This window comes from Pseudomonas lutea (genome assembly GCF_000759445.1).
Classification (GTDB): Bacteria; Pseudomonadota; Gammaproteobacteria; order Pseudomonadales; family Pseudomonadaceae; genus Aquipseudomonas; species Aquipseudomonas lutea.
Genome location: NZ_JRMB01000002.1, coordinates 933,890 through 953,515, shown reverse-complemented (window position 1 = coordinate 953,515; position 19,626 = coordinate 933,890). Strand labels below are relative to the sequence as shown.

Genomic DNA, 19,626 nt, shown 5'->3' with positions numbered 1-19,626 from the left:
GCGATCTTTTTTGCGTGTTGGACGTGTCAACGATGTCGACGGACAAGGTTTCTGTACACGGCAGTTGGGCCAGTCGCTGGGTGTTTATACTGGCTGCCACCGGTTCTGCCGTGGGATTGGGGAGCATATGGAAATTCCCCTACATGGTTGGCGTCTACGGCGGCGGTGCGTTCGTGCTGGTGTTTCTGGCGTGCATCGCCCTGATCGGTATTCCGGTGATGATTGCCGAAACGCTGATCGGCCGCCGTTCACGGCAGAGCCCGGCCAACGCGCTGCGCACACTGGCGCTGGAGGCGGGGCACTCTTCAAAGTGGTCATGGGGCGCGTTCGCCGGCATGGTCACTGCGCTGCTGATCCTCTCTTTTTATAGCGTGGTCGGTGGCTGGTCGCTGGAGTACATCATCAATGTAGGGAAGGGCGATTTCAAAGGCGTGTCGCCTGACGGCGTCGGTGCCTATTTCGGTGAGATGATTTCCGATCCGTGGCGCCTGGTCGGCTGGCATACGCTGTTCATGCTGTTGTCGGCGATCACCATCGCCAAGGGTGTCAACGCCGGGCTTGAGCGCAGCTTGCGGATCCTGATGCCATTGCTGTTCGTGCTGATGGTGATTCTGCTGGGCTACAGCCTGACAACCGGGCACTTCATGGAAGGCCTGCATTTCATGTTCGACTTCACGCCCGAGAAGATTCTTGATGGCCTGCTGCCGGCGATGGGGCACGCCTTCTTCTCACTGAGTGTCGGTGTGGGCTCGATCATGATCTACGGCGCTTACATGACCAAGGAAGCCTCCATCAGTGCAACGGTGGTGGGTGTGGCGTTGCTCGACACGTTCGTTTCGCTGCTGGCGGGCATGGCCTTGTTCCCGATTGTGTTCGCCGCAGGGCTGAACCCGAGCGAGGGACCAGGCCTGATGTTCGTCACCTTGCCCTATGCATTTGGTAACGTCGCCTTTGGTACCGTCATGGGCGTGGTGTTTTTTATCCTCGTCGCGGTTGCCGCCTGGAGCTCGGCCATTTCTTTGCTTGAGCCGATGGTTGCGTACCTGGTTGAACGCACAAAAGTGCGCCGCGGCTGGGTGACTTTCTGGCTATCGTTCATCTGCTGGTTCTTCGGATTGGGGACGGTTTTCTCGTTCAATATCTGGAAGCAGGCCAAATTTTTCGTGAACGAAGGCGCGGGGTTTCACCTCTATCAGTGGGGAGCGACGTCGGGGCTGGACTTCTTTGGCGTGATTGATTTCTTCACCTCGCGGATCATGCTGCCGCTGGGTGGATTGTGCTTTGTGGTATTCGCAGGTTGGGTGATGGGACGCGGCGCAGTGCGCGACGAGTTGTCGGTACGCAGCCCGGTCCTGTTCGCTTTAACGTTCTTTTTGATGCGCTATGTGGCGCCGATCGGCATCCTGATTGTCTTTGCCGCTCAGCTTTGGAAATGACGCTGACATGACTACGCATATTCAACGTTCCGCCCTTTTGCCGTATCCCGCTCAGGCGCTGTACGACTTGGTCAACGACGTGAGTCGCTATTCGGAATTCCTGCCGTGGTGCTCCGGCGCCAGCGTGCTTGAGCAGAGTGACACCTCGATGCGTGCGCGCGTTGAGGTGGCGAAAGGTGGCTTGAGCCAGCACTTTGTGACACGCAACACGCTCACACCTGGACAGGTCATCGAGATGAACCTCGAAGAGGGGCCCTTCAGCCAGTTGCATGGCGTCTGGACGTTCAAGGCGCTGAACGAAAAAGCCTGCAAGATCAGCCTGGACCTCTCGTTCGATTACGCTGGCCCGATTGTTCGTGCCACATTGGGCCCGCTGTTCAACCAAGCCGCCAACACCTTGGTCGATGCGTTCTGTCAGCGCGCGAAAGAGCTGCATGGCTGAGACGTCGATACGCGTCGAAGTGGTCTATGCCACTCCCGACCGCCAGGAGTTGCTTGAGCTGGAGGTGCCTCTCGGCACCACAGTTAGGGCTGCCGCCATTCTTTCAGGGATGGCTGAGAGGTTTCCCGAACTGAATCCAGCCCAGTGCCCGCTAGGCGTTTTTGGCCAACTTGTCAGCTCTCCGGAAATCCGAAAGCTGGAAGCCGGCGACAGAGTCGAGATCTACCGGCCACTGCTGGCAGACCCAAAAGAGGTCCGACGGCTGCGTGCGCTCAAGGCCGCTGCGCTGAAAAAGGCCAGTGGCTCGATTTAAACTTTGCATCGACTCGATTGACAGACGTAAAAAAGCCCGGAGATTCCGGGCTTTTTTATACAAGTGATTTCAGCAAAAAATGCTGGATCAGCGTGAGTTCGTGTCGATCGGTTCCTGCGAAGGGACCGGCACTGTTTCGACCTTGTCGACGTCGTTCTGGATTTGTTCCAGCAAGGACCCAGGCTTCGGCGGCTCTTCCTTTGGCGGCTCTGTCCCCTGGTTTTCCGGGGTGACAGTAGTATCGCTGCCCTTGCCGAGGATGGCCTCGTCGCGGCTGACGCCCGGCTTGAAGTCGCCGGAAAGGCTGGCCAACTGGTCATTGCCGTTGAAGATCAGGCTGACGCGTTCTTGCTGACGTTCGCCGCCTCCTGGCTGCAGGCTGTACAGGTAGTCCCAGCGCTCAGGGTGAAAAGTGTCGGTCAACAAGGGGTTGCCCATGATAAACCTTACTTGCCGACGGGTCATTCCCGGGCGCAACTGGTCTATCATGTCCTGCGTGACGACATTGCCCTGTTGGATGTCGATTTTATAAACCCCGGGGAATGAACAACCGGCGAGTGCGAGCAGTCCCACGAAGGTGAAACTGGTTAGCAAGAGCTTGGTGTTTTGCATCGGTGGGCGACTTCCACTATCTTGGCTGGGACAACGTAAACCCCGATCATACCTGCATTAAGAGAAGCTGCGAAGCAGCGTCTGCGAGAAAGCTGACCATGGTTGAAAATAGCGAACTACGCAAAGCCGGACTTAAAGTGACCCTGCCGCGGGTCAAGATCCTTCAAATGCTCGATTCTGCAGAGCAGCGCCACATGAGCGCGGAGGACGTCTACAAGGCGCTGATGGAGGCCAATGAAGACGTCGGTCTGGCAACGGTTTACCGGGTTTTGACCCAGTTCGAAGCAGCCGGGTTGGTGGTTCGCCACAACTTCGATGGCGGCCATGCGGTATTCGAACTGGCTGACGGAGGCCACCACGACCATATGGTTAACGTGGAGTCCGGTGAGGTTATCGAGTTCTTCGACGAAGAGATCGAGAAGCTGCAAAAAGCCATTGTGAGCAAGCACGGCTTTGAGCTGGTGGATCACAATCTGGTGCTCTACGTACGCAAGCAAAAGGTCTAAACCTTTTGTGATGTACGCGAAAGGCGACCTTAGGGTCGCCTTTCTCGTTTCAAGACTTGGACGTGACGACCATCTTCCTGGCGTGAGCCAGTGACTCCTTCGTCAGGTCAATGCCGCCCAGCATGCGCGCCACTTCCTCCACACGCTCATTTTTACTGAGCTTGGACACCGCCGTCCGTGTGGCGTCTGCCTCACGAACCTTGTGCACGAACAAATGTTGATGTCCCTGCGCCGCGACCTGGGGCAGGTGCGTGACAGTCATCACTTGCCCGCGCTCGCCCAGTCGGCGAAGCAACTGGCCGACGATTTCCGCTGTCGGACCACCGATGCCGACGTCCACTTCGTCAAATACCAGCGTGGGTACCCGCGATGTCTGCGCCGTGATGACCTGAATGGCCAGGCTGATACGCGACAGCTCGCCGCCCGATGCAACTTTCGCCAGCGCTTTGAGCGGTTGGCCGGGGTTTGCGCTCACCAGCAGCTCCACCTGCTCCAGGCCATTGGGTGAAAGCTCTTTGTCGACGTTTTCCCGCAGGGCGATGTTGAAGCGACCGCCGGGCATGCCCAGGCGCTGAATTTCATACTCGACCTTGTGCGCCAGCTCTGGCGCGGCACGGTGACGCAAATCGCTGAGCTCGCGCGCCTTCTCTTGATAATGCCGGGCGTACGAGCCGACCTCATGTTGCAGTCGCTCGATCGCCTCGTCGTTCGCATTGAGGGTTTCGATCTCGTCGAGCAGTTTCTGGTGCAGAGCCGCAACCTCGGTTGGCTGCACGCGATGCTTGCGCGCCAGGGTGTAGATCGTGTCGAGACGCTCTTCAATCTGTTGCAGGCGCGCCGGGTCCGCTTCGAAGCGATCAAGGAAGCGATTGATTTCGCCCACCGCTTCTTCCACCTGAATTTGCGCGCTTGAAAGCAGGTTCGTGGCTTCGTTCAGGGCATCAGGGGTGTTATTCACGCTGCTAAGCCGGTTGAGACTGGCAGTCAGCGCGTTCAAGGCATTGCCGGAGTCGCTTTCGCTGCACAACTCAACCACTTGCCGGCAGATACCCAGCAAGCTCTCGGCGTTGGTCAGCGTGGTGTGTTCCTGCTCGAGGTGCTCAAGCTCTTTTTCACCGAGGCTCAGGCTTTCCAGTTCTTCGAGCTGATAGCTGAGCAGTTGATGCTTGGCGCGCTGTTCGTCCCCGGAGTTGGACAGGCGCTCCAGCTCCTGGCGCGTCTGACGCCAGCGCTGGGAGGCGAGTTGAACCTGACGGGCGAGTTCGGTCGCGCCTGCGTACTCATCAAGCAAACGCCGATGGGTGTCGGTCTTGAGCAACGACTGATGTTCATGCTGGCTGTGGATATCAATAACCAGCTCACCCAGCGCCTTCAGGTCGCCTTGGGGACAGGGTGTGCCATTGATGTAGGAGCGCGAACGGCCCTCGGTGGTGATGACGCGGCGCAGAATGCAGGGGCCGTCGGTTTCGAGGTCTCGCTCTTTGAGCCATGCGCTCGCTTCCGGGATATCCGACACGTCGAACGTCGCTAGAATATCGGCCTTGTCGGCACCTGGCCTTACCACGCCGCTGTCGGCGCGATCACCCAGCGTCAGGCCAAGCGCGTCGAGCATGATCGACTTGCCGGCCCCGGTTTCCCCGGTGATCACGCTCATGCCGCGATCAAGTTCGAGGTCGAGATGTTCAACGATGGCGTAATTGTGTATGGACAGGTGGACCAGCATCAGAGCGGCTCCCAAACAAGTTGTCTGGTTATTTATACAGTGTTTTAGTTTCGGCTGACAATGCCCCGGCTTAGCTCGATTTGGATGGTCACGACCCATTTTTAGCATCTCCCCCGCATTCCGCCAGCCTGCCACCGGGCTCAAATCATGTCGGAAAATTTGTAGGGTTATTCGGCGTTACCATCACGCAAAGCCCTTGAACCGGAAAATTACGGCCCCATATAGCCGGGCAGAGGCGTGAGTTGAGCTCACGGATGTAATTAGAAGGAGAGAATTTATGGCTGACGAACAGAACCCGGATACGCAGGCTCAGGATCAGGCTGGCGACGCTGCGACTTCCCATGAAGACCTGGCAACCCGCGTGCAAGTGCTTGAAGAACAGCTGGCCGCCGCGCAAGACCAGTCGCTGCGCGTGGCTGCGGATCTGCAGAACGTCCGCCGGCGTGCCGAGCAAGACGTCGAAAAAGCGCACAAGTTTGCGCTGGAAAAGTTTGCCAGTGACTTGCTGCCGATTGTCGACAGCCTTGAGCGCGGTCTGGATTTGTCCAACCCGGATGACGAGAGCATCCGGCCGATGCGTGAAGGTATCGAACTCACGCTGAAAATGTTTTACGACACCCTCAAGCGCTACAACCTGGAAGCCATTGATCCGCACGGCCAGCCGTTCAACGCCGAGCACCATCAGGCGATGGCGATGCAGGAAAGCGCTGACGTCGAGCCCAACAGCGTGCTCAAGGTGTTCCAGAAGGGTTATCAGCTCAATGGCCGTTTGCTTCGCCCGGCCATGGTTGTGGTCAGCAAGGCGCCATCGCCTGTTTCGCCGTCAATTGACGAGCAGGCTTGAAATTAGCCGAGCGGCCCCCATTTACAGGCCAAGCGTTTAAGAATTACCGCAATTTGTAAACGCAGTTGCGGCAACCAAATTCAGTTTCAGGAGATTCAAGCATGGGCAAGATTATCGGTATCGACCTGGGGACTACCAACTCCTGCGTCTCGGTTCTGGAAAACGGCGTTGCAAAGGTCATCGAGAACGCCGAAGGCGCTCGTACCACCCCGTCGATCATCGCTTACGCCAACGACGGCGAGATCCTCGTCGGTCAGTCGGCCAAGCGTCAGGCTGTCACTAACCCGCACAACACCCTGTACGCGGTGAAGCGTCTGATCGGCCGCAAGTTCGACGAAGAAGTCGTTCAGAAAGACATCAAGATGGTCCCGTACAAAATCGCCAAGGCTGACAATGGCGACGCGTGGGTAGAAGTCAACGGCAAGAAAATGTCTGCTCCTCAGATTTCCGCTGAAATCCTGAAGAAGATGAAGAAGACCGCTGAAGACTACCTCGGCGAATCTGTCACTGAGGCGGTCATCACCGTCCCTGCATACTTCAACGACAGCCAGCGTCAGGCCACCAAAGACGCAGGCCGTATTGCGGGTCTGGACGTCAAGCGCATCATCAACGAGCCAACCGCAGCAGCGCTGGCTTACGGTATGGACAAAGCCAAGGGCGACCACACCGTCATCGTTTATGACTTGGGTGGCGGTACGTTCGACGTTTCGGTTATCGAAATCGCCGAAGTTGACGGCGAGCACCAGTTTGAAGTGTTGGCCACCAACGGCGACACCTTCCTGGGTGGTGAAGACTTCGACAACCGTCTGATCGACTACCTCGTTGACGAGTTCAAGAAAGAATCCGGCATGAACCTCAAGGGCGATCCCCTAGCCATGCAGCGTCTGAAAGAAGCTGCCGAGAAAGCCAAGATCGAACTGTCGTCCAGCAATTCGACCGACGTGAATCTGCCGTACATCACTGCAGACGCCACCGGTCCGAAGCACCTGAACGTCAAGATCTCCCGCGCCAAGCTGGAATCGCTGGTTGAAGACCTGGTTCAGCGCACCATCGAGCCTTGCCGAATCGCGTTGAAAGACTCCGGTATCGACATCGGCGCTATCAACGACGTCATCCTCGTGGGCGGTCAGACCCGTATGCCGCTGGTGCAGCAGAAGGTCACCGAGTTCTTCGGCAAGGAAGCGCGCAAGGACGTCAACCCTGACGAAGCCGTTGCCATGGGTGCAGCTATCCAGGGCGCGGTGCTGGCTGGCGACGTCAAAGACGTTCTGTTGCTGGACGTCAGCCCGCTGACCCTGGGTATCGAAACCATGGGCGGCGTGATGACTGCGCTGATCGAGAAAAACACCACGATTCCTACCAAGAAGTCGCAGGTGTTCTCGACGGCCGATGACAACCAGAGCGCCGTGACCATTCACGTGTTGCAGGGCGAGCGTAAGCAAGCCACTCAGAACAAGTCGCTGGGCAAGTTCGACCTGGCCGAGATTCCGCCAGCACCACGTGGCGTGCCTCAGATCGAAGTGACCTTCGACATCGACGCCAACGGCATTCTGCACGTCGGCGCGAAGGACAAGGCGACTGGCAAAACTCAGTCGATCGTGATCAAGGCCAACTCCGGTCTGTCGGATGAAGAAATCCAGCAGATGATCCGTGACGCTGAAGCCAACTCGGACGAAGACCGTAAGTTCGAAGAGCTGGCATCCGCTCGCAACCAGGGCGACGCGCTGGTTCACTCGACTCGCAAAATGGTCAACGATGCTGGCGACAAGGTCACCGCAGAAGAGAAGACCGCCATCGAAGCTGCAGTGGTTGCACTGGAAGCCGCTGTGAAGGGTGACGACAAGGCTGCCATCGACGCCAGGGTTGAAGAGCTGTCGAAAGTGTCGGCTCCGGTTGCTCAGAAGATGTATGCCGAGCAAGCCGAAAAGCCTGAAGGTGGCGCTCAAGCCGCGCAGGAAGAAAGCAAGCCGGCTGATGACGTTGTCGACGCCGAGTTCGAAGAAGTCAAAGACCACAAGTAAGCGCAGGCTCACTTGATCGCCGGTTGACCGCTTCGTTGTGGTCGCTGGTAGGATGTCGCCGCGCGGGAGCTTGCTCCCGCGTTGGCGTGTCTGGAATACCCAAAATTTTTCAAGCACGCGACGCTGTATCGCGGGCTTTGTGGCAAAGCCGGATGCTCCTGCAGTCCGGCTTGTTCAGCCGCTTTTGTTCGGTCGATCCAAGGCCGTCGAACCAAGACCAGGATCGTTGAATTGACGTGAGTTGGGTCCGGGCCTGAAAGGGGCTCAACGAGTTCGGCAGACTCAGGAGGGTCATGTCGGACGTCCTCAAGAGTGCAGAAAATTTATGTCTAAGCGTGATTATTACGAAGTACTGGGTGTCGAGCGCGGCTCCAGCGAGGCAGACCTCAAGAAGGCTTACCGTCGCCTCGCCATGAAATACCACCCTGACCGCAACCCGGGTGACAAGGCATCGGAAGAGGCCTTCAAAGAAGCCAACGAAGCGTACGAAGTGCTTTCCGATGCCAGCAAACGCGCGGCGTATGACCAGTACGGTCATGCCGGTGTGGACCAGGGCATGGGCGGCGGCGGTTTCGGCGGCGGTGGCGCGAATTTCTCCGACATCTTCGGTGATGTTTTCAGTGACTTCTTCGGCGGTGGTCGTGCTGGCGGCGGCGGTCGTGGTGGCGCTCAGCGTGGCAGCGATCTTCGTTACACCCTTGAGCTCAATCTTGAAGAGGCCGTGCGCGGCACTACCGTCAGCATCCGTGTGCCCACGTTGGTTAACTGCAAACCGTGCGACGGTAGCGGCGCCAAGAAGGGTTCTTCGCCTGTCACCTGCCCAACCTGTGGCGGTATAGGTCAGGTACGCATGCAGCAGGGCTTTTTCTCGGTCCAGCAAACCTGCCCGCGTTGCCACGGCAACGGCAAGATCATCTCTGACCCTTGCGATTCCTGCCATGGCGAAGGCCGTGTCGAAGAGTCCAAAACGTTGTCGGTCAAGGTACCGCCAGGCGTGGACACCGGCGATCGCATTCGTCTCTCGGGCGAAGGCGAAGCCGGGACTCAGGGCGGGCCGACGGGTGATCTGTATGTCGTGATCAATGTGCGTGAGCACGCAATCTTCCAGCGTGACGGCAAGCACCTGTATTGCGAAGTCCCGATCAGTTTCACCGACGCTGCATTGGGCGGTGAACTGGAAGTGCCCACGCTGGACGGTCGCGTCAAGTTGAAGATCCCGGAAGGCACGCAAACCGGGAAGCAGTTCCGCTTGCGCGGCAAGGGTGTTGCCCCTGTCCGTGGCGGTGGTGCGGGCGACCTGATGTGCCGCGTCGCGGTGGAGACACCAGTGAACCTTGGCCGACGTCAGCGCGAGCTGCTGGAAGAGTTCCGGGCATCGCTTGAAGGCGACAGCTCTCATTCGCCGAAAGCCAGCGGTTGGTTTGAAGGTGTGAAGCGTTTCTTCGGCGACCTCTAAGGAGCAGGGCATGCGACGTATTGCTGTGATGGGCGCCGCCGGGCGCATGGGCAAGACATTGATCGAGGCGGTGCAGGCGACGGCGGGAGCCGGCCTGACCGCTGCGGTGGACCGTCCTGACAGTTCGCTGGTCGGTGCCGATGCGGGCGAGTTGGCTGCGCTGGGCCGTATCGGCGTGCCACTCTCGGGTGATCTGGCGAAAGTCGCCGATGAGTTCGATGTGCTTATCGACTTCACTCACCCCTCCGTGACGCTGAAAAATCTCGCGTTCTGCCGCAAGGCGGGGAAGGCAATGATCATCGGCACCACCGGTTTCAGTGTCGAAGAGAAGCAGCGTCTTGCCGAGGCAGGAAAGGACATCCCGATTGTGTTCGCGGCAAACTTCAGCGTCGGTGTGAACCTGTGCCTGAAGCTGCTCGATACGGCGGCTCGCGTGCTGGGTGATGACGTCGATATTGAAATCATGGAAGCTCATCACCGGCACAAAGTCGATGCGCCTTCGGGCACTGCGATTCGCATGGGTGAAGTGGTTGCCCAGGCGCTGGGCCGGGATTTGAACGAAGTGGCCGTCTATGGTCGCGAGGGCCAGACCGGCGCGCGCGACCGCAAGACCATCGGCTTCGCTACCGTGCGCGCTGGCGATGTGGTGGGTGATCACACCGTCTTGTTCGCCGCTGATGGCGAGCGCGTGGAAATCACCCACAAGGCGTCAAGCCGAATGACCTTTGCCAAGGGCGCGGTACGTGCCGCTTTGTGGCTTGATGGCAAGGCGCCGGGGCTGTATGACATGCAGGATGTGCTTGATCTGCGTTGAGCCGTTCTGCGGTCTGAAAGTATCCGTCAGCAATGCGGGCAGGTCAGAGGGTTTACCTGTATCCTGCCCGCAGTTGCACACCGCTACGCGACGGACCGTCGCAGTCTCCGCCCTCCGGGCATTTTAGCGGTAGATAAAAAAAGCCTCTTTCTGTAAGCTACAGCTTTAGTGTGTCCACTAAAAGCGCGCAGATAATTCTATGAAAAAAGCGGGGTGACGTGTCTATACGTCATTCCGCTTTTTTACAACCTGCGATCGCCCTTTCAGGCTTTATTACGGGAGGTCTTCTTGACTAAGCCAGCCATACTCGCCCTTGCTGATGGCAGCATTTTTCGCGGCGAAGCCATTGGTGCCGACGGTCAAACCGTTGGCGAAGTGGTGTTCAACACCGCAATGACCGGCTATCAGGAAATTCTTACCGATCCTTCCTATGCCCAGCAAATCGTCACCCTGACTTACCCGCACATCGGCAATACCGGCACGACGCCGGAGGATGCCGAGTCCGACCGTGTCTGGTCGGCGGGCCTGGTGATCCGCGACCTGCCACTGGTGGCGAGCAACTGGCGTAACAAGATGCCTCTGGCTGATTATCTGAAAGCCAACAACACCGTTGCGATCGCCGGCATCGACACCCGCCGCCTGACCCGCATTCTTCGCGAGAAGGGCGCTCAGAACGGTTGCATCATGGCGGGCGACAACATCTCCGAAGAAGCCGCCATCGCGGCGGCGCGAGGTTTTCCAGGCCTGAAGGGCATGGACCTCGCCAAAGAGGTCAGCACCAAGAAGACCTACGAATGGCGCAACACGGTCTGGAACCTGCAGTCCGACAGCTGCCCTGAAATTGCCGCAGCAGACCTGAAATACCATGTCGTCGCCTGGGACTACGGCGTCAAGCTGAACATCCTGCGCATGCTCGTCGAGCGCGGTTGCCGAGTGACAGTCGTCCCCGCGCAAACCCCGGCCAGTGAAGTGCTTGCGCTCAAGCCCGATGGCATCTTCCTCTCCAACGGCCCTGGTGATCCGGAGCCTTGCGACTATGCCATTCAGGCGATCAAGGATGTGCTGGAGACCGATACCCCGGTGTTCGGTATTTGCCTGGGTCACCAGTTGCTGGCACTCGCGTCCGGCGCACAGACCATCAAGATGGATCTGGGCCACCATGGCGCTAACCACCCTGTTCAGGACCTGGACTCGGGCGTCGTCATGATTACCAGCCAGAACCACGGTTTTGCAGTGGACGAAGCGACGTTGCCGAGCAACCTGCGCGCCATTCACAAGTCGCTTTTTGACGGCAGCCTGCAAGGCATCGAGCGTACCGACAAGGACGCCTTCAGCTTCCAGGGCCACCCCGAGGCGAGCCCGGGCCCGACTGACGTCGCCCCGCTGTTTGATCGCTTTATCACAGCCATGGACAAGCGCCGCTAACGCTGCCTTGCGACTGTAGCGAGCAGGTGACCGCGGCGGACTGGACCAGATCCGACACCCCGCCCGGCACCTGAGATGTTCAAGACGGCTTGCCGACTGACACAGGATTCGAGTGACAACCCATGCCAAAACGTACAGACATTAAAAGCATCCTGATTCTTGGCGCTGGCCCGATCGTAATCGGCCAGGCTTGTGAATTCGACTACTCCGGCGCCCAGGCCTGCAAGGCACTGCGCGAAGAGGGTTACCGCGTCATTCTGGTCAACTCCAATCCGGCCACCATCATGACCGACCCGGCCATGGCGGACGCGACGTACATCGAGCCGATCAAATGGGCCACCGTTGCCAAGATCATCGAGAAGGAACGCCCGGATGCGCTGCTGCCTACCATGGGCGGTCAGACTGCGCTGAACTGCGCACTGGACCTTGAGCGCGAAGGCATCCTGGAGAAATTCGGCGTTGAGATGATCGGCGCCAATGCCGACACCATCGACAAGGCCGAGGACCGCTCCCGTTTCGACAAGGCGATGAAGTCCATCGGCCTGGCGTGCCCTCGCTCCGGTATTGCGCACAGCATGGAAGAGGCCAATGCGGTCCTCGAAAAGCTGGGCTTTCCATGCATCATCCGTCCGTCTTTCACCATGGGCGGCACCGGTGGCGGTATCGCCTATAACCGTGAAGAGTTTGAGGAAATCTGCGCGCGCGGTCTGGATCTTTCACCGACCAAAGAGCTGCTGATCGACGAATCGCTGATCGGCTGGAAAGAATACGAAATGGAAGTTGTCCGCGACAAAAAGGACAACTGCATCATCGTCTGTTCCATCGAAAACTTCGACCCGATGGGCGTTCACACCGGCGACTCCATCACTGTCGCGCCGGCCCAGACCCTGACCGACAAGGAATATCAGATCCTGCGCAACGCCTCCCTGGCGGTTCTGCGTGAGATCGGGGTTGAAACCGGCGGCTCGAATGTTCAGTTCGGTATCTGCCCGGACACCGGGCGTATGGTTGTCATCGAGATGAACCCGAGGGTTTCGCGTTCGTCGGCGCTGGCCTCCAAAGCAACGGGTTTCCCGATTGCCAAAGTCGCGGCCAAGCTCGCTGTCGGGTACACGCTTGATGAGTTGCAGAACGACATCACCGGCGGCAAGACCCCGGCTTCGTTCGAGCCATCCATCGATTACGTTGTCACCAAGCTGCCGCGCTTCGCCTTCGAAAAATTCGCCAAGGCCGACGCTCGCCTGACCACTCAGATGAAGTCGGTCGGCGAAGTCATGGCGATCGGCCGCACGTTCCAGGAGTCCCTGCAGAAAGCCTTGCGCGGCCTGGAAGTGGGTGTCAGCGGCCTCGATCCGAAGCTGGACCTGAGCAATCCGGAAAGCATGAGCATTCTCAAGCGCGAGCTTACCGTTCCGGGTGCCGAGCGCATTTGGTACGTCGCCGATGCGTTCCGCGCCGGCATGACGGTCGAGCAGATTTTCGGCATGAACATGATCGATCCCTGGTTCCTGGTGCAGATCGAAGATCTGATCAAGGATGAGGAAAAGGTCAAAACTCTAGGGCTGTCGGCCATTGATCGCGATCTCATGTATCGCCTCAAGCGCAAAGGCTTCTCCGATGCACGCCTGGCCAAGCTGCTGGGTGTGACCGAGAAAAACCTGCGCACTCACCGCCACAAGCTGGACGTGCTGCCGGTTTACAAGCGTGTCGACACTTGCGCCGCCGAGTTCTCCACCGATACCGCGTACATGTACTCCACGTACGAGGAAGAGTGCGAAGCCAACCCGTCGACCCGCGACAAAATCATGATTTTGGGCGGCGGTCCGAACCGTATTGGCCAAGGCATCGAGTTCGACTACTGCTGCGTTCACGCTGCGCTGGCGCTACGTGAAGACGGGTACGAGACCATCATGGTCAACTGCAACCCGGAAACCGTTTCGACCGACTACGACACCTCTGACCGTCTCTACTTCGAGCCAGTGACACTGGAAGATGTGCTTGAAATCGTGCGCGTCGAGAAGCCGAAAGGCGTGATCGTCCAGTACGGCGGCCAGACCCCATTGAAACTGGCCCGCGCTCTGGAAGCCGCAGGCGTGCCAATCATCGGCACCAGCCCGGACGCCATTGACCGTGCAGAAGACCGTGAGCGCTTCCAGCAGATGGTCGAGCGGTTGAATCTGCGTCAACCGCCTAACGCTACCGTGCGCAGCGAAGACGAGGCCATTCGTGCAGCGGCGAAGATCGGCTACCCGTTGGTGGTCCGTCCGTCTTACGTGCTGGGCGGTCGTGCGATGGAAATCGTCTACGAAGAAGACGAGCTCAAGCGTTATCTGCGTGAAGCGGTTCAAGTGTCCAACGACAGCCCGGTGCTGCTGGACCACTTCCTGAACTGCGCAATCGAAATGGACGTTGATGCCGTCTGCGATGGCACCGATGTGGTCATTGGCGCAATCATGCAGCACATCGAACAGGCAGGCGTTCACTCAGGTGACTCGGCGTGCTCGCTGCCGCCGTATTCGCTGCCGGCTCATATCCAGGACGAGATGCGTGACCAGGTCAAGAAGATGGCCCTGGAGCTCGGCGTTGTCGGTTTGATGAACGTCCAGTTGGCCTTGCAGGGCGAGGACATCTACGTCATCGAGGTCAACCCGCGCGCATCGCGTACGGTGCCGTTCGTGTCGAAGTGCATCGGTGTCTCGCTGGCGATGATTGCCGCCCGCGTCATGGCAGGCAAAACTCTGAAAGAGCTGGGCTTCACCAAAGAAATCATTCCGAATTTCTACAGCGTTAAAGAGGCGGTATTCCCGTTCGCCAAGTTCCCGGGCGTTGACCCGATCCTTGGCCCGGAAATGAAGTCGACCGGCGAAGTGATGGGTGTGGGTGACACCTTCGGCGAAGCGTTCGCCAAGGCCCAGATGGGCGCCAGCGAAGTGTTGCCTACAGGCGGCACTGCCTTCATCAGCGTGCGTGATGACGACAAGCCGCTCGTGGCCGGTGTCGCCCGCAGTCTGATCGAGCTCGGCTTCGAAATCGTTGCCACGGCTGGAACTGCACGTTTGATTGAAGAAGCGGGCCTGAAGGTCCGTCGCGTCAACAAGGTGACCGAAGGGCGTCCGCACGTGGTCGACATGATCAAGAATGACGAGGTCACCTTGATCATCAACACTACCGAAGGTCGCCAATCGATCGCGGATTCTTATTCCATCCGCCGTAACGCCTTGCAGCACAAGATTTACTGCACCACCACCATTGCTGCGGGCGAGGCTATCTGTGAAGCGCTGAAATTCGGTCCGGAAAAGACCGTACGCCGCTTGCAGGATCTACACGCAGGACTTAAAGCATGATCAAGTATCCAATGACAGTTCAGGGCGCTCGCGCCCTGGAAGAAGAACACGCACACCTGACCAAAGTCGTGCGTCCCAAGCTTAGCCAGGACATCGGGACTGCACGCGAGCTGGGCGATCTCAAGGAAAACGCCGAATACCATGCAGCCCGCGAACAGCAGGGCATGGTCGAGGCGCGTATTCGTGATATCGAGGGGCGAATTCAGAACCAGGTGATTATCGACGTCACCACGATCCCTCACACGGGCAAAGTGATTTTTGGCACGACCGTCGAAATCGCCAACGTGGAGACAGATGACCGCGTCACCTATCACATCGTGGGTGAGGACGAAGCTGACTTCAAACTGGGGAAGATATCGGTCGGTTCGCCGTTGGCCCGAGCGTTGATTGGCAAAGAAGAAGGCGACGTGGTGGCTGTCAAAACGCCAAGCGGCGTCATCGAGTACGAGATCGTGGAAGTGCGCCACGTGTGACAAGCAGCACCCGCCTGGTGTGGGTGCTGAATCAGCCCGCCAGGGAGGCTCGTTGATTGAGCCTCCCCGGCAACACGCTGTTGGTATGGGTTACGACTCATCCATGTCGATGAGAGCCGGGTCGAACAGGTCGGTACCCAAAGGCGCGTTACCCAGTAGCGTGGCCGGACCCGATAGGGTCAATTGAAGCGGTGTACGTTCGAAAGCTGCTTGTTGACCTTCGGATTCTTGCGGTAGATCAGCGCCATTTTGCCGATGATCTGTACCAAATCGGCCTTACCGGCCTTGCACAACTCGGCAATGGCGCCGAGGCGGCTTTCGCGATCAAGGATGTTGAGCTTGATCTTGATTAGCTCGTGATCACCCAGCGCGCGCTCCAGTTCGGCCAGCACACCTTCAGTCAGACCATTGTCCGCCACGATCAACACCGGTTTCAGATGGTGGCCAATGGATTTGTATTGTTTCTTCTGCTCTTGAGTGAGCGGCATAATCTGACCTCTGCGTCTGATCTGTAAAAAGCGGCGGCCAGTTTACCCGAGCGAGTCCGGGATCGCCCGGTTAATCGCGAGTCGTCCTAATTTTTTGAGGTGCTCCGTGGCACGTTCCAAAACCAGCCATAACTGGCTTAAAGAACACTTCGACGACAAGTACGTCAAAATGGCGCAGAAGGACGGCTACCGTTCCCGTGCCAGCTACAAGCTGCTTGAGATCCAGGAGAAGGACAAGATCATTCGCCCGGGTATGACCGTCATCGACCTCGGCGCTGCGCCGGGTGGGTGGTCCCAAGTGACCAGTCGTCTGATTGGTGGGCAGGGCCGACTGATCGCTTCAGACATCCTTGAGATGGACAGCATCCCTGATGTGACCTTCATTCAGGGTGATTTCACCGAGGATGCCGTGCTCGCCCAGATTCTTGAGGCGGTCGGTAATACGCAAGTGGACCTTGTGATTTCCGACATGGCCCCCAATATGAGTGGATTGAGCGCTGTTGATATGCCGCGCGCCATGTTCCTCTGTGAGCTGGCGCTGGATCTGGCAGGTCGCGTCTTACGTCCAGGTGGTGATTTCCTCATCAAGGTCTTTCAGGGTGAGGGTTTTGACGTATACCACAAAGACATCCGCAAGCTGTTTGACAAGGTGCAGATGCGCAAGCCGTTGTCATCGCGGGACCGTTCGAGAGAGCAGTATCTGTTGGGTCGCGGTTTTCGTGGCATTGAAGGATCGGCAAGCGATGAGCGCCTTTGAATAAGCGATAGCTTTTTTCAAATGGCTTTATCAAGGGAGCGTAACCAACATCGTGTAGTCAAAGTTTCACAAAGGGTTACAGACGCCGCCTGCCACGCCTGTAGGATCTGTAGTAAGTTAGGCCGGTGAATATCATGCGAGGCACGCTCCAGCGTGGAGCTTGCTTCAGAGGGTAGCTAATTGAACGATATGGCAAAGAATTTGATCCTGTGGTTGATCATCGCAGCAGTCCTTGTGACCGTGATGAACAACTTCTCCAGTCCTAACGAGCCACAGACCCTCAACTATTCCGAATTCATCCAGCAGGTGAAGGACGGCAAGGTAGAGAAGGTTGCCGTTGACGGCTATGTCATCACTGGCAAGCGCAGCGATGGCGACTCCTTCAAGACCATCCGACCTGCCATCCAGGATAACGGCCTGATTGGTGATCTGGTTGATAACAACGTGGTGATCGAAGGCAAGCAGCCAGAACAGCAGAGCATCTGGACTCAGCTTCTGGTCGCCAGCTTCCCGATCCTCGTGATTATTGCCGTGTTCATGTTCTTCATGCGCCAGATGCAAGGCGGAGCGGGCGGCAAAGGCGGCCCGATGAGCTTCGGCAAGAGCAAGGCGCGGCTTTTATCCGAAGATCAGGTCAAGACTACGCTGGCCGACGTCGCCGGTTGCGACGAAGCCAAAGAAGAAGTGGGCGAGCTGGTTGAGTTTCTGCGCGACCCGGGCAAGTTCCAGCGACTGGGTGGTCGCATCCCGCGCGGTGTGCTCATGGTCGGCCCGCCTGGTACCGGTAAAACGCTGCTGGCCAAAGCCATCGCCGGTGAGGCCAAGGTGCCGTTCTTCACGATCTCCGGGTCCGATTTCGTTGAGATGTTCGTGGGTGTCGGTGCAAGCCGAGTCCGTGACATGTTTGAACAAGCCAAGAAGCACGCGCCCTGCATTATCTTCATCGACGAGATTGACGCAGTAGGTCGCCATCGCGGTGCCGGCATGGGCGGCGGTCATGACGAGCGTGAGCAGACTCTTAACCAGCTGCTGGTAGAGATGGACGGCTTCGAGATGAATGACGGTATTATCGTCATCGCCGCGACCAACCGCCCAGACGTTCTTGACCCTGCTCTGCTGCGGCCTGGTCGCTTCGACCGCCAGGTTGTTGTGGGCTTGCCCGACATTCGCGGTCGTGAACAAATCCTTAAAGTACACATGCGCAAAGTGCCAATGGGCGATGATGTCCAGCCGGGCGTGATCGCGCGCGGGACGCCTGGTTTCTCGGGCGCTGACCTGGCTAACCTGGTGAACGAGGCGTCGCTGTTCGCGGCTCGGACGGGTAAGCGTATTGTCGAGATGAAAGAGTTCGAGCTCGCCAAAGACAAAATCATGATGGGCGCCGAGCGCAAATCGATGGTGATGTCGGATAAAGAGAAACGCAACACGGCCTATCACGAGGCAGGTCACGCTATAGTGGGGCGTGTGGTCCCTGAGCATGATCCGGTCTACAAGGTTTCGATCATTCCACGTGGCCGTGCTCTCGGCGTGACCATGTTCCTGCCGGAAGAAGACCGCTACAGCTTGTCGAAACGTGCACTGATCAGCCAGATCTGCTCGCTGTATGGCGGGCGCATCGCGGAAGAAATGACTCTGGGCTTTGATGGCGTCACTACGGGTGCTTCCAACGACATCATGCGTGCCAGTCAGATCGCCCGGAATATGGTTACCAAGTGGGGGTTGTCCGAAAAACTCGGTCCGTTGATGTACTCGGATGAAGAAGAGGGCGGCTACCTGGGTCGTGGCGGTGGCGGGCAGAATGCCAGCCTTTCAGGTGACACCGCGCGTTTGATCGACTCCGAAGTTCGCAGCATCATTGATCAGTGCTACGGCACCGCCCGGCAGATCCTCACTGACAACCGTGAGAAGCTGGACGCTATGGCTGACGCGTTGATGAAGTACGAGACAATCGACGCCGAGCAGATCGACGACATCATGGCAGGGCGTACGCCTCGTGAACCTCGCGACTGGGAAGGTGGTTCCGGAGATTCAGGGACACCCATCGCGCCAGTGGGTCCGCGTCCGGAATCGCCCATTGGTGGCCCTGCCGCTGAACACTAAGGCCTGACATGATTTCTGCGCTACACCCAACCCGGTTGTCTTGCGGCAACCGGGTTCTTGATTTGTCCCGCACGCACGTGATGGGCATTCTCAACATCACTCCAGACTCCTTCTCGGATGGCGGCCGCTTTGCACAGCGCGACCTTGCCTTGCGTCATGCAGAATCGATGATGCTGGCAGGTGCCACGCTGATCGATGTCGGTGGCGAGTCCACGCGTCCAGGGGCGCGCTCAGTGTCTTCAGTCGAAGAGCTGGAGCGGGTTGCGCCCATCGTGGAAGCGATCAACGCCGAGCTGGATGTCATTATTTCCGTCGACACTTCCACGCCGGCCGTCATTCGCGAGACTGCCCGGCTGGGTGCCGGGCTCATCAACGATGTGCGTTCGTTACGCCGGGACGGTGCGCTGGACGCTGCTGTTGCAACGGGCTTGCCGGTTTGCCTCATGCATATGCGTGGCGAGCCTACCGATATGCAAAACGATCCCTGTTACAGTGACTTGGTGGGTGAGGTGAGCGGGTTCTTGCGTGGGCGCATGGAGGCGTGCATTGCAGCAGGCATTCCTGTTGAAAAAATCATCCTCGATCCGGGATTTGGCTTTGCCAAGAACCTTGAGCATAACCTGAGCCTCTTCAAGCACCTGGAGTCGTTGCATGCGTTGGGGAGGCCGCTGCTGGTCGGCGTCTCGCGCAAGAGCATGATCGGCAAGGTGCTCGACAAGCCGGTTGACCAAAGGCTGCACGGTGCATTGGCGCTGGCGGCGCTCGCTATGGTCAAAGGCGCGAAAATTCTGCGTGTGCATGACGTCCCGGAGACGGTAGATGTTGTGCGTATGATTGCTGCTGTTGAATCAGCAAAATAAGAAATCTGGAGC

Annotated in this window: 17 protein-coding genes; 14 read left to right on the top strand and 3 right to left on the bottom strand. The window is 58.2% G+C overall.

Annotated features, from left to right (window positions below; all coding sequences use genetic code 11):
- Positions 1-32: 32 nt before the first annotated feature.
- Genes LT42_RS16450 through LT42_RS16440 form a run of 3 tightly spaced genes read left to right on the top strand, consistent with a single transcriptional unit; the run spans position 33 to position 2,191 of the window.
- Positions 33-1,436 (top strand): sodium-dependent transporter, encoded by a 1,404-nt coding sequence (locus LT42_RS16450; RefSeq protein WP_037017408.1) that lies wholly within the window; start codon positions 33-35, stop codon positions 1,434-1,436.
- A 7-nt stretch (positions 1,437-1,443) separates the two neighbouring features.
- On the top strand, positions 1,444-1,878 hold the full coding sequence (locus LT42_RS16445) for a type II toxin-antitoxin system RatA family toxin (RefSeq protein ID WP_037015170.1): 435 nt from the start codon (positions 1,444-1,446) through the stop codon (positions 1,876-1,878).
- Complete coding sequence (locus LT42_RS16440; protein WP_037015165.1) at positions 1,871-2,191, top strand: RnfH family protein; 321 nt, start codon at positions 1,871-1,873, stop codon at positions 2,189-2,191. Before LT42_RS16445 ends, LT42_RS16440 begins: the two co-directional genes overlap by 8 nt.
- A gap of 87 nt (positions 2,192-2,278) precedes the next feature.
- On the opposite strand, the gene LT42_RS16435 is transcribed toward LT42_RS16440, so the two are convergent.
- Positions 2,279-2,803 carry an outer membrane protein assembly factor BamE gene (locus LT42_RS16435; protein WP_037015162.1) on the bottom strand — a complete coding sequence of 175 codons (525 nt, stop codon included), beginning with the start codon at positions 2,801-2,803 and terminating at the stop codon, positions 2,279-2,281.
- 98 nt (positions 2,804-2,901) lie between these two features.
- Between LT42_RS16435 and fur the strand changes: the two genes are divergently transcribed.
- The gene (gene fur / locus LT42_RS16430) at positions 2,902-3,309 is read left to right on the top strand and encodes a ferric iron uptake transcriptional regulator (RefSeq protein ID WP_037015160.1); all 408 of its coding nucleotides are present in this window, start codon (positions 2,902-2,904) and stop codon (positions 3,307-3,309) included.
- A 49-nt stretch (positions 3,310-3,358) separates the two neighbouring features.
- Here fur and recN read toward each other — a convergent pair whose 3' ends face one another.
- The gene (recN, locus tag LT42_RS16425; RefSeq protein ID WP_037015158.1) at positions 3,359-5,032 is read right to left on the bottom strand and encodes a DNA repair protein RecN; all 1,674 of its coding nucleotides are present in this window, start codon (positions 5,030-5,032) and stop codon (positions 3,359-3,361) included.
- A 277-nt stretch (positions 5,033-5,309) separates the two neighbouring features.
- Between recN and grpE the strand changes: the two genes are divergently transcribed.
- From grpE to greA, 7 genes are all read left to right on the top strand, one after another.
- On the top strand, positions 5,310-5,876 hold the full coding sequence (gene grpE, locus LT42_RS16420; RefSeq protein WP_037015155.1) for a nucleotide exchange factor GrpE: 567 nt from the start codon (positions 5,310-5,312) through the stop codon (positions 5,874-5,876).
- Between the two features lie 101 nt (positions 5,877-5,977).
- A complete protein-coding gene (dnaK, locus tag LT42_RS16415) occupies positions 5,978-7,897 on the top strand; it encodes a molecular chaperone DnaK (protein WP_037015152.1) in 1,920 nt (639 codons plus the stop codon).
- A gap of 325 nt (positions 7,898-8,222) precedes the next feature.
- Positions 8,223-9,353, top strand: a complete 1,131-nt coding sequence (dnaJ, locus tag LT42_RS16410) for a molecular chaperone DnaJ (RefSeq protein ID WP_037015149.1) — start codon at positions 8,223-8,225, stop codon at positions 9,351-9,353.
- 10 nt (positions 9,354-9,363) lie between these two features.
- Positions 9,364-10,167, top strand: coding sequence for a 4-hydroxy-tetrahydrodipicolinate reductase (gene dapB / locus LT42_RS16405; protein ID WP_037015146.1), 804 nt, complete (start codon positions 9,364-9,366; stop codon positions 10,165-10,167).
- Between the two features lie 288 nt (positions 10,168-10,455).
- Positions 10,456-11,592 (top strand): glutamine-hydrolyzing carbamoyl-phosphate synthase small subunit, encoded by a 1,137-nt coding sequence (gene carA, locus LT42_RS16400; RefSeq protein WP_037015143.1) that lies wholly within the window; start codon positions 10,456-10,458, stop codon positions 11,590-11,592.
- Positions 11,593-11,714: 122 nt separating this feature from the next.
- Positions 11,715-14,936, top strand: a complete 3,222-nt coding sequence (gene carB, locus LT42_RS16395; RefSeq protein ID WP_037015140.1) for a carbamoyl-phosphate synthase large subunit — start codon at positions 11,715-11,717, stop codon at positions 14,934-14,936.
- A complete protein-coding gene (greA, locus tag LT42_RS16390; protein WP_037015137.1) occupies positions 14,933-15,409 on the top strand; it encodes a transcription elongation factor GreA in 477 nt (158 codons plus the stop codon). The genes carB and greA overlap by 4 nt, the downstream gene beginning before the upstream one ends.
- 179 nt (positions 15,410-15,588) lie before the next feature.
- Here the strand turns inward: greA and LT42_RS16385 are convergent, their stop codons facing one another.
- Positions 15,589-15,897: a YhbY family RNA-binding protein gene (locus tag LT42_RS16385; protein WP_037015135.1), complete on the bottom strand. Its 309-nt coding sequence runs from the start codon at positions 15,895-15,897 to the stop codon at positions 15,589-15,591.
- Between the two features lie 106 nt (positions 15,898-16,003).
- Between LT42_RS16385 and rlmE the strand changes: the two genes are divergently transcribed.
- The 3 genes from rlmE to folP all read left to right on the top strand — a co-directional run bounded on the left by rlmE (position 16,004) and on the right by folP (position 19,614).
- A complete protein-coding gene (rlmE, locus tag LT42_RS16380) occupies positions 16,004-16,654 on the top strand; it encodes a 23S rRNA (uridine(2552)-2'-O)-methyltransferase RlmE (RefSeq protein ID WP_037015133.1) in 651 nt (216 codons plus the stop codon).
- Between the two features lie 189 nt (positions 16,655-16,843).
- Positions 16,844-18,754 carry an ATP-dependent zinc metalloprotease FtsH gene (ftsH, locus tag LT42_RS16375; protein ID WP_037015130.1) on the top strand — a complete coding sequence of 637 codons (1,911 nt, stop codon included), beginning with the start codon at positions 16,844-16,846 and terminating at the stop codon, positions 18,752-18,754.
- A gap of 8 nt (positions 18,755-18,762) precedes the next feature.
- Positions 18,763-19,614, top strand: a complete 852-nt coding sequence (gene folP, locus LT42_RS16370; protein WP_037015128.1) for a dihydropteroate synthase — start codon at positions 18,763-18,765, stop codon at positions 19,612-19,614.
- Positions 19,615-19,626: the final 12 nt, after the last annotated feature.

Coding starts and splice junctions, on each gene's coding strand:
- folP (WP_037015128.1), top strand. CDS start 18,763: ATGATTTCTGCGCTACACCCAACCCGGTTGTCTTGCGGCAACCGGGTT.
- ftsH (WP_037015130.1), top strand. CDS start 16,844: ATGGCAAAGAATTTGATCCTGTGGTTGATCATCGCAGCAGTCCTTGTG.
- LT42_RS16435 (WP_037015162.1), bottom strand. CDS start 2,803: ATGCAAAACACCAAGCTCTTGCTAACCAGTTTCACCTTCGTGGGACTG.
- dnaJ (WP_037015149.1), top strand. CDS start 8,223: ATGTCTAAGCGTGATTATTACGAAGTACTGGGTGTCGAGCGCGGCTCC.
- LT42_RS16385 (WP_037015135.1), bottom strand. CDS start 15,897: ATGCCGCTCACTCAAGAGCAGAAGAAACAATACAAATCCATTGGCCAC.
- recN (WP_037015158.1), bottom strand. CDS start 5,032: ATGCTGGTCCACCTGTCCATACACAATTACGCCATCGTTGAACATCTC.
- dapB (WP_037015146.1), top strand. CDS start 9,364: ATGCGACGTATTGCTGTGATGGGCGCCGCCGGGCGCATGGGCAAGACA.
- carB (WP_037015140.1), top strand. CDS start 11,715: ATGCCAAAACGTACAGACATTAAAAGCATCCTGATTCTTGGCGCTGGC.
- LT42_RS16445 (WP_037015170.1), top strand. CDS start 1,444: ATGACTACGCATATTCAACGTTCCGCCCTTTTGCCGTATCCCGCTCAG.
- grpE (WP_037015155.1), top strand. CDS start 5,310: ATGGCTGACGAACAGAACCCGGATACGCAGGCTCAGGATCAGGCTGGC.
- LT42_RS16450 (WP_037017408.1), top strand. CDS start 33: ATGTCGACGGACAAGGTTTCTGTACACGGCAGTTGGGCCAGTCGCTGG.
- LT42_RS16440 (WP_037015165.1), top strand. CDS start 1,871: ATGGCTGAGACGTCGATACGCGTCGAAGTGGTCTATGCCACTCCCGAC.
- fur (WP_037015160.1), top strand. CDS start 2,902: ATGGTTGAAAATAGCGAACTACGCAAAGCCGGACTTAAAGTGACCCTG.
- greA (WP_037015137.1), top strand. CDS start 14,933: ATGATCAAGTATCCAATGACAGTTCAGGGCGCTCGCGCCCTGGAAGAA.
- dnaK (WP_037015152.1), top strand. CDS start 5,978: ATGGGCAAGATTATCGGTATCGACCTGGGGACTACCAACTCCTGCGTC.